We start from the raw sequence: 14,849 nt of genomic DNA, 5'->3' as shown, positions 1-14,849 counted from the left end.
GAACGTAGGCACTTCAAGACAGGAGGCGACACGCGATGTTTTGCTCGAACTGCGGCACCAAGGCAACTGGAAACTTCTGTTTCAGCTGCGGTTCGCGCTTGTCCTCGCAATCAAGCCCTGCCGAGCCGCAGAAATCAGACTGGTCACAGGAGATCCGGTATGAAGCGCTTCTGCGCATGCCAGAGGTCCGTGAGCGCGTCAGCCGGCACGCAGTCATGGCGAAGAAGGCGATGTCTGCTGAAGACTTTCTCTCCATTTCCGACAAGATCCTCCCTCTCTTTGTCAACATCGGACCTCTGTCCTTCCAGAAAATCGGTGCGGCAGTTCTGCCGGTGTTTTCACAGCTCGGAATCTCGACGGGCAAGGAGCACTCGGCCACGCTATCGAATCCACCAGGCACGACGATCGTTGCTGCACTCTGTTCTCTCGCGCGCCACGGACAGGGATTGCGAGCCGTACAGCAATTCGAGGACGGCTGCCTCCTGGACGCAGCGCTGCCTTCGGACATGTGGTCGTGGGAAGGAACACTCTATGTCAGCATCAGACGCCATGAGCGCGCGACTTGCGTAGACGCAGCCACCAAAATCAAAGGGCAGAAATTCGATTGGGGCAAGAGCAAACGTGCTTTGGAGGCACTGTTTCAGGATTTGACGTCGACCCCGGTATGAATGGATACGGTGATCAAGCGCATCCTCGCCTTGGCAACGCTTGCCGCCTTCTCCGTTCTGGCGGGGTGCGCGTCGACCAAGGTTGAAACCACGGGCACCCCCCTCAGGGAACCCCTGTGCCAGGTCGGCGCTCCGGCGCTTACCACGGTCGTCTACTGGGGTCCGCAGTGGCGCCCCGACCAGAAGGAGCCGCCGCTCCGCGAAGCCGCCGCGCTCCGGGGCATTGAAGACTTCCTCGCCCACACCAGTTGCCTGTCGGTCACGGGCGTTCATCGCTTGCCGGCCGGTGAGGCACAACCGACCGACGAGGATCTCCTGCGCCTGGCGTCCACTTCACCGCTCAGGCCGGAGCGGGCGGTGCTCATCGTGGTTCGCGAGCTGGGGCCGAGGCTCGCTGTCGGCATGCCTGTCATCGTCGAAGGCGGCACCGAGGTCCTCATCGACGTGCACGTGCTCGACCCTCGGACTTCGGCATCGCTGGCCAATACCCGCACGTCCTGGCGCAACGGTGGCATCTTCGTCATCAAGGGCGTCAAGTCACTCGACCAGGACATGAGTGCCGCCTTGAGCGCCACACTCATGCACCGGGAGTAGCCCGTGAGCGTTGAACTCGACCACACGATGGTGTCCGCCCGTGACAGGCGAGCCTCGGCAGACTTGCTCGCCTTCATCCTGGACGTGCCGTGGTCGGAGGCCGGCGTCGGCCCGTTCTGCCCGGTCTACGTCAACGAGGGACTCACGCTCGACTTCGACCAGGTCGATGGGGCGTTCCCGGTTCAGCATTTCTGCTTCCGCGTCGGCGAGTCGGCGTTTGAGCGCATCCTCGCCAGGCTCACGACCCGCGGCATCGAATACAGGAGCACGCCGCACGGCCCCGTCGACATGCGGGTGAATACGCAGCACGGCGGCCGCATCGTGTACTGGAGCGAGCCCGACGGTCACGTCTGGGAGGCCCTGACGCTGAGCTACGCGCGGCAACCGAATCCCGTGGGGCGATGACACCTTCGAGGCCGGCCGAAGAGTTCCTTCGGCCGGAAGGCGGACGGGTGTTCGTCGGCCCGGATCTGCAAGCCCTATGGGGCGCCTGGGGCGCGTCGCGCGCCTCAATACACTCCCAAAGTTTTCCGCTCGACAACAACCAACGATCAGGAGGATCACCCGATGTACAGATTGCCAGCAGCGCTTGCCCTCACCCTTGCACTCGTCGGATGCGCCTCGGTGCCGATGGGCGACGCGAAGCAGGACGCCACCCTCAAGACCTTCCAGGCGCCTGCGGACAAGGCGGGCATCTACATCTACCGCAACGAGTCCATGGGGGCGGCGGTCAAGATGGACGTGCTCCTGGACGGCCAGAACATCGGTGAGACTGCCGCCAACACCTACATGTACCGCGAGGTCGCACCGGGCCTGCACACCGTGGCGTCGAAGGCGGAGAACACCGACACGGTGGAGGTCGACCTCAAGCCCGGCACGCTGGCCTTCATCTGGCAGGAGGTGAAGATGGGCCTGTTGTTCGCCCGCACCAAGCTGCACGTCGTGAGCGAGCAGGACGGCAAGAAGGGCGTTGCCGAGACCAAGCTCGCCGTCGGCAAGTGACGGCTGCCTCATCACCCTGTCTCGAGACGACTCCATCCAAGAACCGACCATGAACAAACTTCTGGCCATCGCGTGCGCCCCCTTCGTCTTCACCGGCTGCGCCACCGTGGTGAACGAGACGACGCATCCCATGAAGATCGAGACCATGACGGCCGAGGGCCAGGCCGTCACCGGGGCCGACTGCAAGCTGACCAACGACTACGGCTCGATCAATGTGAAGTCCGGCGACACCGCGCAGGTCCGGCGCTCGAGCAAGGATCTCGATATCACGTGCGTGCAGCCGCAGAATCCGGACGCGGTGGCGCGGGCGATATCTCGGGCCAATGGCGGTATGTGGGGCAACATCATTCTCGGTGGTGGCATCGGTGCCATCGTCGACCACAACAGGGGCACCGCGTACACCTACCCGACGTGGGTGCAACTGGTCTTCGGCAAGACCCTGGTCTTCGACCGCACGGCCGAGAAGGAGGGTCATCCGCTGCTCGGCACCGAGGCTGTGGCCAGCAAGTAGCCCGATAAAGGGCGGAGGCCGGGCCGCAATGTGATGAACGAGCGGATGTACGACCACCAGCGGCCTGATCGCCGTGGCGCTGCTGCTGGCACTGGCGGTCGCCATGGAGTTCGGTTTCGGCATCGTCGGCTGCGCGGGGCGCCGACCGTTCCCGGCGCCGCAGTGAGGAGCACGCCACAATCGCGCTGAACCCCACCCGCAGAGGCGCCACCATGCAACTCATCGGCATGCTCGACTCCCCCTACGTCCGCCGCGTCGCGGTGTCGCTGCAGCTGCTCGGGCTGCCGTTCGAGCACCGCTCGATCTCGGTCTTTCGCGGCTACGACGCGTTCCGCCGGATCAGCCCGGTGGTCAAAGCGCCGTCGCTGGTGTGCGACGACGGCGCCGTGCTGCTCGACTCCACGCTGATCCTCGATCACGCCGAGGCGCTGGCCGCGCCCACCACGGCGCGCCGCCTGATGCCCGCCGGCCTGGCCGAGCGCCGGCACACGCTGCAGCTCGTGGGGCTGGCGCTCGCCGCCTGCGAGAAGAGCGTGCAGATCGTCTACGAGCAGCAGCTGCGCCCGGCCGACAAGCAGCACGCGCCCTGGCTCGCGCGCGTGACCGGCCAGACGCTGGCCGCCTACGGCGAGCTGGAGGCCGCGCTGGCGCGCCGGCCGCTCGCGGTAGCGGCCGACACCATCGACCAGGCGGGCGTCAGCACCGCCGTGGCCTGGTATTTCACGCAGGCGCTGCTGCCGGGCGTGGTGAGCCCGGCGCAGCACCCGCGGCTCGCCGAGCATTCGGCGCGGGCCGAATGCCTGCCGGCCTTCCGCGCCGCGCCGCACGGCGACGGCACCTGCCCGGTTGAGGGCTGAGGTCATGGAGCCCCCGGGCCGCAGCGCACCGCAGCCTGCCCGTCCCACGCACGCGTGCGCGACCGAGGCATGAAACCCTCCGTCGTTCCAGCGTCGCGCGCCACGGGCGGCGATGGCCGCGACAAGCGCCGCCGCAGCGCCCATCTCACGCGCTCGCTCGTCGTGCTGCGCCTGCAGCGTCAGCTCGAGGCGGGCTCGTGGCCGCGGCTGCAGATGTCGCTGATCGTCGCGCTCACCGGCGCGGCGGGGCTGTTGTGCTCCTTCCTGCTGCTGCACGCCGGCGTCGACCGCATGGCGCTGCGCTATCCGCTGGCGCTGGCCGGCGCATACGGCGTGTTCCTGTGCCTGCTGTGGCTGTGGCTGCGCACCAAGGCGTCGGATTACGGGGACGTGCCCGACCCGACCGGCTTCCTGCCCAGCGGCGGTGGCCTGGGCGATGCGCCGCTGCCGCTGCACAGCGGCGGCGGGGGCGATTTCGGGGGCGGGGGCGCGAGTGGCTCGTTCGACGGGCCGGCCGGCGCGTGGGCCGATGTGGCCCCCGCGCCGTCGACTTCCGTCGATCTACCATCGATCGGCGACGCGGCAGGTTCAGCGTTCGACGCCGACGAGCTGGCGATCCCGCTCGTTGCCATTGCGCTGGCGGTCGGCCTGGCGCTGGCCTCGCTGTATGTGGTGTACGTGGCGCCGGCGCTGTTTGCCGAGCTGCTGCTCGACGGCGCGCTGTCGTACACGCTGTACCGCCGGCTGCGTGCTGGCGACGACAGCCGGCACTGGTTCACCACGGCGCTGCGCCGCACTGCGCTGCCGTTCGCGCTGACGGCGGTATTCCTGGCGGTGGCGGGTGCGGCGCTCTCGACCTACGCGCCGAGGGCGCGCTCGATCGGCGAGGCGCTGCGCGCGCCGCCGGCGGCGCGCACCGGTGGGTTGGGCGCGGTCGGCCTTCGACTTGCTGCTCCGGCGTCCGAAGTGGGAGATCGCTCGGCACGAGCGCTTTGACACCCGGCGCGGTGTCGCGGAGAAGCAGACGATGAACAACGAGGAACGGCATCCGGAGCTGCGCACGGCCACGCTGTCGGACATCGCGGCGCGTGAACTCCCGCGTCCGGACATGGTGACCTCGGTCATCCAGCAGCAGGTCAGGCCGGAGGCGGTGGCGCCGTACGAGCAGTGGTTGAAGAAGATCATGCCGGTCGCGGCGCGCTTTCCGGGGCATCGGGGCGTCAATGTCATCCCGCCGGCCGCCGGCAGCTCCAGCTACACCATCACGATCCGGTTCGATTCGCTGGCGCATGCCGAAGACTGGTTCCGTTCGGAGGCGCGGCGGCAGCTCATCGAGGAGGCCTCACCCTTCCTGGCCGGCGATGAGAAGGTCGAAACGGTCACCGGGCTCGAGTTCTGGTTCCGCCCGCCGGCGGGCCAGAAGCCGGCGAAGCGCTACAAGCAGTTCCTGCTGACGCTGTCGGTGATCTACCCGCTGACGCTGATCGTCCCGCCGCTGGTGCAGCGGCTGCTCGGCCCGGTGCCGCTGCTGCAGAACCGATTCGTCGAACACTTCATCGCGTCGGCGATCGTGGTCGGGCTGCTGGCGTACGTCGTGATGCCGAGGTACACGCGGCTGATGGCCCGGTGGCTGTACCGGTGAGGCCCGGGCCGCGCGCGGCCGTCACATCCGCGGGTTCTCCGGCGTCTCGCCGACCTGGGGGCGAATGCTCGGACGGCTCGATGTGGGCGGGGTGTTGCTTGATCATGGTGGCTTCCGTTCGGTGGGGAGGGGCCACCCCGTGTTCAGCCGATCCGGTCGCCCGTCGGTCTTACGGGCGCAAGCGCGCCCGTAAGACCGGGCCTACGGCGCGGAGCCGCGCGCGAACTCGTCGTAGGCGGACACTGCCTGGGCGGCGTACATCAGCGACGGGCCGCCGCCCATGTAGACGGCCACGCCCAGCGCTTCGTCCAGCTCCTGCCGCGACGCGCCAAGCTTCACCAGCGCCTGCATGTGAAAGCCGATGCAGGGGTCGCAGCGCGCCGCCACGCTCAGCGCCACGGCGATCAGCTCCTTGGTCTTCTTGTCCAGTGCGCCGTCGACCATGGCCGCGCGGCCCAGTTCGCCAAAGCCCTTCATCACCTCCGGCACGCCGGCGCGCAGGCTGGCGAGCCGGGTGGACACGCCCTGCGTCAGGTCGCGGTAGCGGGTGTCGGTGTGGGCCATGCGGGTGCCGGGTCGGTCACTTGCGGTTGCCGGTGCCGCCGCGCGTCGCGCAGGTGCTGAGCCCGAGCGGCAGGTAGGCCGGGCAGAAGCGGAACAGCCCGGTCGCGAGCGGCACCACGCCGATCCAGCCCCAGGGTCCGATGTAGCCCATCAAGGTGGCGGCGATCAGCGCCACGCCAGCGACGATCCGCACGCCGCGGTCGAGGGTTCCCACGTTCTGGTTCATGACATCTCCTTTTGAAGCTCGGCCCATCATGACGGCATGGCGCAGGCGGGGTGATGACGTGTATCAAGTCCGGGCCAGATGGGGCCGCCAGCGGCTCGCCGATGCAGCCTCACCTTAGGGGGCGCACCGCGGCGCTGGCCATGGCGGGATTGACTTCGCCCGAACAGCGCCGCTAGCGTGCGGTGGTCGACATCGGGGGGCAACCCAGGACACACACATGACCATGACGGCGGCACCGAACCTCGAACACTTTGCACGACAGATAAAGGCCGCGCAGGATGCGGCCTGCCAGATCGCGCCCTTCACGTCGCAGGTGGACGGCTTCGACGTGCCGGCCGCCTATGCGGTGGCGCAGCGCGTGCACGAGGCGCGGCTGCGCGACGGCGCGCGCGCGGTCGGCCGCAAGATCGGTTTCACCAACCCGGAGATGTGGTCGCTCTACGGCGTGCGCGAGCCGATCTGGGCCCACGTGTACGACCGCACGGTGGTGCGTGTGGCAGGCGGGTACCACGTCTGCCACCTCGCGCCGTTCACCGAGCCGAAGATCGAGCCCGAGATCGTGCTGCACTTCCACCGCGCGCCGCCGGTCGGCGCCGACCCGGCGGCCATCCTGGCCTGCATCGACTGGGTCGCCCATGCGTTCGAGATCGTGCAGTCGCACTTCCCGGGCTGGCGGTTCCAGGCCGCCGACACCGTGGCCGACGCGGCGCTGCACGGCACGCTGCTGGTCGGCGAGCCGCAGCCGGTCGCGCAGCTGCAGCCGGGGCTGATGACGGCGCTGGCCGCCTTCTCGGTCGAGCTGGTGTGCAACGGCGCGGTGCGCGAGGTCGGCGTGGGGGCCAATGTGCTGGGCAGTCCGCTGGCCGCGCTGGCGCACCTGGTCGGCGTGCTGGATGGGCAGCCCGGGTCTTTGCCGCTGCAGGCCGACGAACTGGTGACCACCGGCACGCTCACCACCGCGCAGCCGGTGCGCGCCGGCCAGACCTGGCACACCGCGCTGCGGGGCATCGCGCTGCCGGGGCTGGTGGTCGAGTTCGTCGACTGAGCCGGGGCCCGCGCCGCGGCCAGGCCAACGGCGCCGCGCTTCAGCCCGAGCGCAGGCGGCCCTTCGGCGTCAATGGGCCATGCGGTTGCGCCACCAGCTGTTGTAGTCCTTGTCGGTCATCAGCGTCCACAGCGCGAGCGCTGCCACCACGACGCCAGCGATCACGGCCCCGAGCCTCGCCTCGCGCAGCGCGGCGAATCCGAGCACCCAGGGCGAGGCGATCAGCCACAGTCCGAGCGCGAACTCGGTCCACTCTTCCCAGGCCTGCGGAACGAGGATCGCCCCGAGCGCCACGGCGATCAGCGCCAGACCGATGACAACCGCGTTAGCCATTGCCACCGTTTCGCTCTGGATGCCCAGGGCCCAAGGCGACAGGATCAGACAGCCCCCGACGAGGGCGTTGACCGGATCTTGCCAATGCTTCATTTGCTTCATGGTTTTGACCTCCTGCGGTTGGAGAGAACGCCAACTGCAGTGGGTTGGATCGGCCGGTCGCCGTCTTGTTCCGCGGCGGTCGAGGGGGGCGGTCGCTGCGCGGCTATTCCTTCGGCGATCCCGGTGCCCTGTCCAACCACCGGAGCAAGGGCGTCAGCAGGTCGAGCGGCAGCGGGAACACGATGGTCGAATTCTTGTCGGCGGCAATCACCGTCAGCGTTTCGAGATAGCGCAGCTGCAGGGCCTGCGGCTGGCGTCCGAGGATCTCGGCCGCCTCGGCCAGCTTCACCGAGGCCTGCAGTTCGCCTTCGGCGTGGATCACCTTGGCGCGCCGCTCGCGCTCGGCTTCGGCCTGGCGGGCGATGGCCCGCACCATGCTGTCGTTCAGATCGACATGCTTGATCTCGACGTTGGTCACCTTGATGCCCCAGGCGTCGGTCAAGGCCGCGAGGATTTTCTGGATGTCGAGGTTCAGGCGCTCGCGCTCGGCCAGCAGGTCGTCGAGCTCGTGCTTGCCGAGCACGGCGCGCAGCGTGGTCTGGGCCAGCTGGCTGGTGGCGGCGAGGTAGTTCTCCACCTGGATGATCGCCTTTTCGGGATCGACGACGCGGAAATAGAGGACGGCGTTGACCTTCACCGAGACGTTGTCGCGCGTGATCACGTCCTGAGCCGGGATGTCCAGCACCATCACCCGCAGGCCCACCTTCACCATCTGCTGGATGCCGGGAATCAGGATCACCAGGCCCGGGCCCTTGACCTTCCAGAAGCGGCCGAGCTGGAACACGACGCCCCGCTCGTACTCGCGCAGGATGCGCAGCGCTGTCGCCAGCAGCAGCACCAGCAGCACTAGGCCCACGGCCAGTCCGGCACCGAAATCGAACAACATGGTCATGCTCCTGTGCTGGGTTGGCGGCCTTGCGCTTCCACGTCGAGCGTGAGACCGCGCACGCCCTTGACCCGCACGGCGTGGCCGGCCCGCAGAGCGTCCGCGCTGCGCACCTGCCACGGTTCGCCGTGGATCAGGGCCCAGCCTTCACCCGCCGAGAACTCGACCAGTTCGCCGCTGGCGCCGAGCAGCGCGGCGGCGCCGTTCGCGTGCGGCCGGCGGCGTGCCTGCGCCGCCATGCCCGCGACGCCCAGAACGAACGCCGCGGAGACGACCGTCAGGGCCGCGACCAGCCACCGCGGGACGCCGAAGCCCGGCGCATCGCTGTCGATCAGCAGCAGCGCGCCGAACGCGAATGCGGCCATGCCGCCCAGTCCCAGCACGCCGAAGCTCGGCAGAAAGGCTTCGGCGACGAGGAAGGCCACGCCGAGCAGGATCAGCGCCAGCCCGGCGTAGTTGACCGGCAGCATCTGCAGCGCGAACAGCGCCAGCAGCAGGCAGGTCGCGCCGACCACGCCCGGCAGCACGAAGCCCGGGTTGGAGAACTCGAACAGCAGGCCATAGACGCCGATCAGCAGCAGCAGCAAGGCCAGGCTCGGATCCGTGATCACCGACAGCAGCCGGCTGCGCCAGTCCGGCTCGAAGGCGAGCAGCGGCGCGTTCCGGGTGGCCAACCGCACCGTGCCGGTGGCGAGCGGGACTTCGCGCCCGTCCAGCTGGCGCAGCAGGTCCGGCACGTCGCGCGCGATCAAGCTGATCACGTCGAGCTTCAGCGCCTCATGGGACGACAGGCTCACCGCCTCGCGCACCGCCTGCTCGGCCCACTGCGCATTGCGCCCGCGCAGTTGCGCGAGACTGCGGATGTAGGCCGACGCGTCGGACAGCTGCTTGGCGGTCATCGCCTCGGCGCCCGGTTCGCCCGGCGGCGCGGCGGCCGGGCGCGAACCGTCCGCGGTGCTCGCTTCGGAGGCGCGGCGGGGTGGCGGCAAGGGATGCGCCGCCGGCCCGCCCGGGGTCGGCAGGCCGATCGCCACCGGCGTGGCCGCACCGAGGTTGGAGGCCGGCGCCATCGCCGCGATGTGGCTGGCGTACAGGATGTAGGTTCCCGCGCTGGCCGCGCGGGCGCCGTCGGGCGCGACGAAGGCCACCACCGGCACCGGCGATGCGAGGATGTCCTTGATGATGTGGCGCATCGAGACATCCAGCCCGCCCGGGGTGTCGATCTGCAGCACCGCGAGCGGCGCCCGCTGCGCGGCGGCCAGCGCGAGCCCGCGGTGCAGGTAGTCGGCCGTTGCCGGGCCGATCGCGCCTTCCACCGTCATCAGCACCACGGCGCCCGGCGTTGCCGCGGCGGTTGCGGGCGGCGCCCGGGCACCGGCCAGTGCGCTGGTGCAGACCAGGAGCGTCAGGGCCAGCAAGCATGCGGCGGCGAACTTCATGTCTTCACCTGCACGATCCCGTCCGTTCGATGGGGCCCCTAGTCCCGCTGTCCCGAGATGCAGTGTTCGAGCTGTTCGATGATGAACTGCTGCTCGGAGATGATGTCCTTGACCAGGTCGCCGATGTTCTTGTCCGCCATCAGCCTGACGGCCTCGAACACGCTGGCCTCGGGCGCGATGGTGTGGACGACCGGATCGACCTTGGACTCGAGAATGCTGGCGACGGTCTTCATGGGGTGGCTGCCGGGCATGCACGGCAGCGGCAAGCGCTACGATCCTTGCACATCCTCCACCGCCATGAGCAAGACACGGTTTCTGCCGCTGCGCGACCGCGCCGAGGCCGGACGGCGGCTCGCACGATTGCTGCTGGCGCAGTCGCCCGCCGCGGCGAACGGGCTCGTGCTCGCGCTGCCGCGCGGCGGCGTGGCCGTGGCCCGGCCGATCGCCGACGCGCTGCATGCCGAGCTGGACCTGTTGCTGGTGCGCAAGGTGGGCGCGCCGGGCCAGCCCGAGCTGGCCTATGCCGCGCTGGTCGACGGCGACCCGCCGGTGCTGGAGCTCAACGCGGAGCTGGCGGCCGATTGGCCGGTGGAGGCGGGCTGGCTGGACGCCGCCGTGGCCCGGGAGCGCCAGGTGCTGCAAGCGCGGCGCCTGTGCTACCGCGGTGGGCGGGCGCCGGCGGCGGTGTCGGGGCGCACGGTCGTGGTGGTCGACGACGGACTGGCGACCGGAACGACCATGGCCGCGGCGCTCGAGGTCTTGCGGCGGGCCGGTGCCTCGCGGCTGGTGCTCGCGGTGCCGGTGGCACCGCTGGCGACGCTGCAGCGGCTCGGCGCGCTGGTGGACGAAGTGCATTGCCTGGCAACGCCCACGCCGTTCTGGTCGATCGGCGAGCACTACGTGGACTTCCACCAGCTGGACGATGAAGAGGTGCTGGCCTTGCTGGCGTGACGGACGAGGGCCGGGCGCGCTCGATCGGCGAGGGGCTGCACCCCCCCAGGTCCTAGTGGATCGTGTCGGCGAGGTCCGGCATCAGCACCTCGCCCTGCGGCCCCCATTCCACATGGGTGATGCCGGGCTCGATGGTTTCGAGCCGGCGCCGTTCGGCGGCTGCGGCAGTCGACTCGCCTCGCTGCACCTTCATCGCGTCGGCCAGTTCGCGGTCGTGGCGCGATTGCTCCGCGTGGCGCAAGGCCTGGCGGACCTGCACGACGAGTTCGTCGTCGCTCCAGGGTTTGGCGAGATAGCGAAAGACCTCCACCGCATTGACCGCCAGCATGACCGTCCTGACTTCGGACGACGCGCTGAGGATGATGCGCACGGTGTGCGGCTGGAGCGCGCGCACCCGCTGGAGGAACTCGATGCCGTTCATCGACGGCATGCGGTAGTCCGAGACCACCAGATCGAACGCCGCCTCGGCGACGCGCCGCAGCGCGATCCGCGGGTCGGTGGTCGACTCGATGTGCAGCTCGGTGCCGAAGCCCAGTCGCAGGGTCCGCTTCAGGGCCGCCAGCACGTGGGGCTCGTCGTCGAGCAGCAGCAGTCGAGGCATCAGGATCTCCGTTGTGGTTTGATGTGGAGCACGAGGCTGAGTCCGTCGCGGCGCTCGTACTGACGCACCCGCTGGATCAGGTCGGCGCTCAGTACGTGGCCGGCGGCCAGCAGCATCACGCCCTCCGCGGACACCAGTTCGCGGGCCAGCACCATGCCCGGCTGGAGTTCCGCGGTGGAGGTCGGTACCGGCGGCGCCGCGGCGCCCGGCGTTGCCTCCAGAGCCACCTGCAGGAACACGTCGATCACTTCGGGGTGGTGCAACGTGCCGCGGCCGCGCGCGATGATCGTGCGTGCCTGGATCGCGTCGAGGCCCGAGGAACCGAGGTGGCCCGACTGCAGGTCGTCGAAGGTGTCGGCCACGGCCAGGATGCGGGCCCCCAGCGGGATCGCGTCGCCCTGCAGGCCGTCGGGGAAGCCCTTGCCGTCGTGGCGCTCGTGGTGAGCGCGGATCAGCGCGGCCACCGGCTGCATGTCGTCCAGCGCCATCAGGGCCTGCTCACCCATCGCCGGGTGCTTGCGGTACAGCGCGAGTTCCTCGCTCGACATGCGCGGCACCGGCCGCGTGAGCAGGCTGTCCGACAGTCCGATCTGGCCGACGTCGTGCAGCAGGCCGGCGATGAAGATCTCCTGCTGGGCGTTCTCGTCGAGGCCCAGCTCGCGTGCGGTGCGGCGGGCCAGCTCCGCGACGCGCCGCGAGTGCCCCACCAGGTGCCCGCCGCGCAGTTCGATCAGATTGGAGAAGACCTTGATCGACGTGAGGTAGTTCTTGCGCAGCTTGTCATTGGCCTGCGACAACTGCTGCGTGCGCGCATCGACCTTGTGCTCGAGCGTGGCATTGAGCTCCTTGAGCTCGGCGTTCTGCGAGCGCGTCAGCGCCTCCAGCCGGCGCGTCTCGCGCCGCAGCGCCTGGTGCTCGAACGCTTCGCGCACTGTCAGCAGGAGCTCGGCGTCGTTCCAGGGCTTGGTGATGTAGCGGTAGACCTCGCCGCGGTTGATGGCGGCGACGGTGGACTGCACGTCGGCATAGCCCGTCAGCAGCAGCCGCGTGACGGCAGGCCAGCGCGCACGCACCTGCTCGAGCAGCTGCGCACCGTCCATGCCCGGCATGCGCATGTCCGAGATGATCAGGTCGACCGGCTCCGCCTCCAGCACGCTCAGCGCCTGCGCCGCGCTCTCGGCCGTCAACACCCGGTAGCCGCTGCCCCGGAACAGGCGCCGCAGGGCCGAGCCGATGTTCGGCTCGTCATCCACGCACAGCACGTTCCAGGGACTCGCGGGCGCTTCGCGCAGCAACGATGCGTCGGCGGCCGTGGCCGCGGGGGCCGGGGTTGCGGTGTCCATGCTCAGGCCTCGGGCCGCCGGCGGACCGGCAGCGTGACACGAAACACCGTGCCGACGCCGACCTCGCTGCTCACCTCGATCTGCCCCAGGTGCTTCTTGACGATGCCGTACGACAGCGACAACCCCAGCCCGGTGCCCTTGCCCACCGGCTTCGTGGTGAAGAAGGGATCGAAGATGCGGCCGAGGTTCTCCTTGGCGATGCCTTCGCCGGAGTCGGCGACCTCGACCCAGGCCGTGTCGTCGGCGCAACCGGTGCGCACGGTGATCGTGCCGCGCTCGGCCGTGATCGCGTGCGCCGCATTGACCAGCAGGTTCATGAACACCTGGTTCAGCTCGGAAGGCAGGCATTCCACGTCGGGCATCTCGCCGTAGGCCTTGACGACGTCGGCCTTGTACTTGATCTCGTTGTTGACGATGTTGAGCGTCGAGTCGATGCCGTGGTGCAGGTCGGCCATCACCCATTCCTGCGTCGTGTCCACACGCGAGAAATCCTTCAGGTTCTGCACGATCTTGCGCACGCGCGTGATGCCCTCCTTCGACTCGGACATCAGCATCGGGATATCGTCCTTCAGGAAGTCGAGCTCGATGGTCTCGCGCAGGGTCTCGAGCCGGGCGCCGACCGGTGTGCCGGCCAGGGCGGTTTCGGCTTCCTCGTAGGCGGCCAGCATCTCGAACAGGTCCGCGATGTACTTCTCCAGCGTGCCGAAGTTGGAGAAGATGTAGCCGATGGGATTGTTGATCTCGTGGGCCACGCCGGCGGCCAGCTGGCCGATCGAGGCGAGCTTCTCGGACTGCATCAGCTTGTCCTGCGCATCGGACAGGCGGGCGTTCAACTGCTTGAGTTCGGCGTTGGCGCGCAGCAGCTCCTGCACCTGGTCACCCGTCGATGGCACGGCGCTCTCGTTGCAGGCGTGGGCGTCGGCGGGCTCTGGCACGGTCTGGGCGATCGACAGGTTCAAGAGGCTTCTCCGAATTCAGGACAGGATCGCATTGCAGACCGCTTCATGCTGCATCCGCACTTCACGCACGACTTCCACGCAGCGGCGTTCGTTCAGGTCCAGTCGGGACCACGCTGCCATCGACAGCGGCGGCACGAGGTCGTCGTCCGCGTGCGACAGGTCCAGCGCATGGGCCATGTTGTCGGCCACGTGCACCAGGTCGGCGAGGTCGGCAGGGCCCGGGCGGGACGTGAGCGGCTGCGGCTCGTGATGCGCGGCAATGGCCTCGACCATGCAGCTCGCGAAGCACCAGTGCTCGGCAAGCAGGCTGCCGACGGCAGCGTGGTCGGTTCCCAGCACGGCGCGCTCGGACTCCAGCACGGGACCGTCGCATTCGCCGCGATGACGCAGGACCTGCGCGTACGGGCCGGCGAAACTGCTGGCGAGCGCCAGGCGGCCGAGATCGTGCAGCAAGCCCGCCGTGAAGCCCAGGCCCTCGTCCAGCGGCGTGCCTCGCGCCAGCGACGCGGCGCACAGCGCGGTGCCGATGGCGTGGCGCCAGAAGGCCTTGAAGTCGAAGCCCGGGCAGTCCGGGGTGTGCATCATGGCGGTCAGGCCGGCGGCCGTGGCCACGCTGCGCACCGTGCGCCAGCCGAGGATGGTCGTGGCGTCGGCGATCGACGTGACCTGACGCGGCATGCCGTAGAACGACGAATTGGCCAGGCGCAAGGTCTTGGCCGCCAGCCCCTGGTCTCGCGCGATGCGTGCGGCGAGCTGGTCCGTGTTGGCATCGGTGTCGCCCAGCGACTGGATCAGCTCCAGCACGACCGCGGGCAATGCGGGCAGCTCGCGCACGCCGGCCAGGATCGCTTCGGTGCTCAGCAGGGTCACGGCGCTTCCTCCCGACGGTCGTGGTTCAGGATGTGCAGCAGCGGGTTGACCTGACCGTGCTTGAGCATGTGGCGGAACAAATGCCGCAGGCGCTGCGACGACGGCGCGGTTGCGGCCGAGGCGTCGCCCGCGCACGCGCCGGGCCCTGGCGCCGTCGACGCCTCCGGCCGAACCGCGCCCCGGGCCTCGCAGGCCGGGATGGCGGGGACCGCCGTCGGCGACCGATCGGCGAAGGGAAAGGGGGTGTCTCTCATGG

General features: G+C 69.2%; 20 protein-coding genes and 1 pseudogene. 10 read left to right on the top strand and 11 right to left on the bottom strand.

Going from position 1 to position 14,849, the window contains the following annotated elements; translation table 11 throughout:
• The first annotated feature begins 35 nt into the window (after positions 1–35).
• The 8 genes from ACQY9S_RS14830 (at position 36) to ACQY9S_RS14795 (ending at position 5,274) form a co-directional block, all read left to right on the top strand.
• On the top strand, positions 36–668 hold the full coding sequence (locus ACQY9S_RS14830; protein WP_428420586.1) for a hypothetical protein: 633 nt from the start codon (positions 36–38) through the stop codon (positions 666–668).
• Complete coding sequence (locus tag ACQY9S_RS14825) at positions 669–1,262, top strand: hypothetical protein (RefSeq protein WP_428420585.1); 594 nt, start codon at positions 669–671, stop codon at positions 1,260–1,262. It begins immediately after the preceding gene.
• A 3-nt stretch (positions 1,263–1,265) separates the two neighbouring features.
• Positions 1,266–1,667 (top strand): VOC family protein, encoded by a 402-nt coding sequence (locus tag ACQY9S_RS14820; RefSeq protein WP_428420584.1) that lies wholly within the window; start codon positions 1,266–1,268, stop codon positions 1,665–1,667.
• Positions 1,668–1,829: 162 nt separating this feature from the next.
• Complete coding sequence (locus tag ACQY9S_RS14815; protein WP_428420582.1) at positions 1,830–2,264, top strand: DUF2846 domain-containing protein; 435 nt, start codon at positions 1,830–1,832, stop codon at positions 2,262–2,264.
• Positions 2,265–2,313: 49 nt separating this feature from the next.
• Positions 2,314–2,775: a hypothetical protein gene (locus tag ACQY9S_RS14810; RefSeq protein ID WP_428420581.1), complete on the top strand. Its 462-nt coding sequence runs from the start codon at positions 2,314–2,316 to the stop codon at positions 2,773–2,775.
• Positions 2,776–2,987: 212 nt separating this feature from the next.
• Entirely contained in the window at positions 2,988–3,632 is a 645-nt protein-coding gene (locus tag ACQY9S_RS14805) for a glutathione S-transferase (RefSeq protein WP_428420580.1), read from the top strand.
• 69 nt (positions 3,633–3,701) lie between these two features.
• Positions 3,702–4,628: a hypothetical protein gene (locus ACQY9S_RS14800; RefSeq protein WP_428420579.1), complete on the top strand. Its 927-nt coding sequence runs from the start codon at positions 3,702–3,704 to the stop codon at positions 4,626–4,628.
• Positions 4,629–4,659: 31 nt separating this feature from the next.
• Positions 4,660–5,274: an antibiotic biosynthesis monooxygenase gene (locus ACQY9S_RS14795; protein WP_428420578.1), complete on the top strand. Its 615-nt coding sequence runs from the start codon at positions 4,660–4,662 to the stop codon at positions 5,272–5,274.
• A 201-nt stretch (positions 5,275–5,475) separates the two neighbouring features.
• Here ACQY9S_RS14795 and ACQY9S_RS14790 read toward each other — a convergent pair whose 3' ends face one another.
• A complete protein-coding gene (locus tag ACQY9S_RS14790; protein ID WP_428420577.1) occupies positions 5,476–5,838 on the bottom strand; it encodes a carboxymuconolactone decarboxylase family protein in 363 nt (120 codons plus the stop codon).
• A 16-nt stretch (positions 5,839–5,854) separates the two neighbouring features.
• Positions 5,855–6,064: a YgaP family membrane protein gene (locus ACQY9S_RS14785; RefSeq protein WP_428420575.1), complete on the bottom strand. Its 210-nt coding sequence runs from the start codon at positions 6,062–6,064 to the stop codon at positions 5,855–5,857.
• A 217-nt stretch (positions 6,065–6,281) separates the two neighbouring features.
• On the opposite strand from ACQY9S_RS14785, the gene ACQY9S_RS14780 reads away from it, so the two are divergent.
• Positions 6,282–7,109, top strand: a complete 828-nt coding sequence (locus ACQY9S_RS14780; protein ID WP_428420573.1) for a 2-keto-4-pentenoate hydratase — start codon at positions 6,282–6,284, stop codon at positions 7,107–7,109.
• A 69-nt stretch (positions 7,110–7,178) separates the two neighbouring features.
• On the opposite strand, the gene ACQY9S_RS14775 is transcribed toward ACQY9S_RS14780, so the two are convergent.
• The 4 genes and pseudogenes from ACQY9S_RS14775 to ACQY9S_RS14760 form a co-directional block, all read right to left on the bottom strand.
• Positions 7,179–7,544: an SPW repeat protein gene (locus ACQY9S_RS14775; protein WP_428420571.1), complete on the bottom strand. Its 366-nt coding sequence runs from the start codon at positions 7,542–7,544 to the stop codon at positions 7,179–7,181.
• Between the two features lie 103 nt (positions 7,545–7,647).
• Positions 7,648–8,436: a slipin family protein gene (locus ACQY9S_RS14770; protein WP_428420570.1), complete on the bottom strand. Its 789-nt coding sequence runs from the start codon at positions 8,434–8,436 to the stop codon at positions 7,648–7,650.
• The gene (locus ACQY9S_RS14765; protein ID WP_428420568.1) at positions 8,433–9,869 is read right to left on the bottom strand and encodes an NfeD family protein; all 1,437 of its coding nucleotides are present in this window, start codon (positions 9,867–9,869) and stop codon (positions 8,433–8,435) included. The genes ACQY9S_RS14770 and ACQY9S_RS14765 overlap by 4 nt, the downstream gene beginning before the upstream one ends.
• Before the next feature lie 38 nt (positions 9,870–9,907).
• Positions 9,908–9,997: pseudogene (locus ACQY9S_RS14760) on the bottom strand (CBS domain-containing protein); the annotation flags it as partial.
• 169 nt (positions 9,998–10,166) lie between these two features.
• Between ACQY9S_RS14760 and ACQY9S_RS14755 the strand changes: the two are divergent.
• Entirely contained in the window at positions 10,167–10,820 is a 654-nt protein-coding gene (locus ACQY9S_RS14755) for a phosphoribosyltransferase (protein ID WP_428420566.1), read from the top strand.
• Between the two features lie 52 nt (positions 10,821–10,872).
• Here the strand turns inward: ACQY9S_RS14755 and ACQY9S_RS14750 are convergent, their stop codons facing one another.
• The 5 genes from ACQY9S_RS14750 to ACQY9S_RS14730 are packed head-to-tail and all read right to left on the bottom strand — an operon-like array spanning position 10,873 to position 14,847.
• Entirely contained in the window at positions 10,873–11,421 is a 549-nt protein-coding gene (locus tag ACQY9S_RS14750) for a response regulator (protein WP_428420565.1), read from the bottom strand.
• Positions 11,421–12,764 carry an HD domain-containing phosphohydrolase gene (locus tag ACQY9S_RS14745; RefSeq protein ID WP_428420563.1) on the bottom strand — a complete coding sequence of 448 codons (1,344 nt, stop codon included), beginning with the start codon at positions 12,762–12,764 and terminating at the stop codon, positions 11,421–11,423. Before ACQY9S_RS14745 ends, ACQY9S_RS14750 begins: the two co-directional genes overlap by 1 nt.
• Positions 12,765–12,766: 2 nt before the next feature.
• Positions 12,767–13,723, bottom strand: a complete 957-nt coding sequence (locus tag ACQY9S_RS14740; RefSeq protein WP_428420561.1) for an ATP-binding protein — start codon at positions 13,721–13,723, stop codon at positions 12,767–12,769.
• Between the two features lie 15 nt (positions 13,724–13,738).
• Entirely contained in the window at positions 13,739–14,593 is an 855-nt protein-coding gene (locus ACQY9S_RS14735; protein ID WP_428420560.1) for an HDOD domain-containing protein, read from the bottom strand.
• Positions 14,590–14,847, bottom strand: a complete 258-nt coding sequence (locus ACQY9S_RS14730; protein ID WP_428420558.1) for a hypothetical protein — start codon at positions 14,845–14,847, stop codon at positions 14,590–14,592. Before ACQY9S_RS14730 ends, ACQY9S_RS14735 begins: the two co-directional genes overlap by 4 nt.
• Positions 14,848–14,849: the final 2 nt, after the last annotated feature.

It is taken from the genome of Methylibium sp. (assembly GCF_965279545.1).
In the GTDB taxonomy this organism is placed as follows: domain Bacteria; phylum Pseudomonadota; class Gammaproteobacteria; order Burkholderiales; family Burkholderiaceae_C; genus Methylibium.
This window is presented reverse-complemented; position numbering and strand designations above follow the sequence as displayed.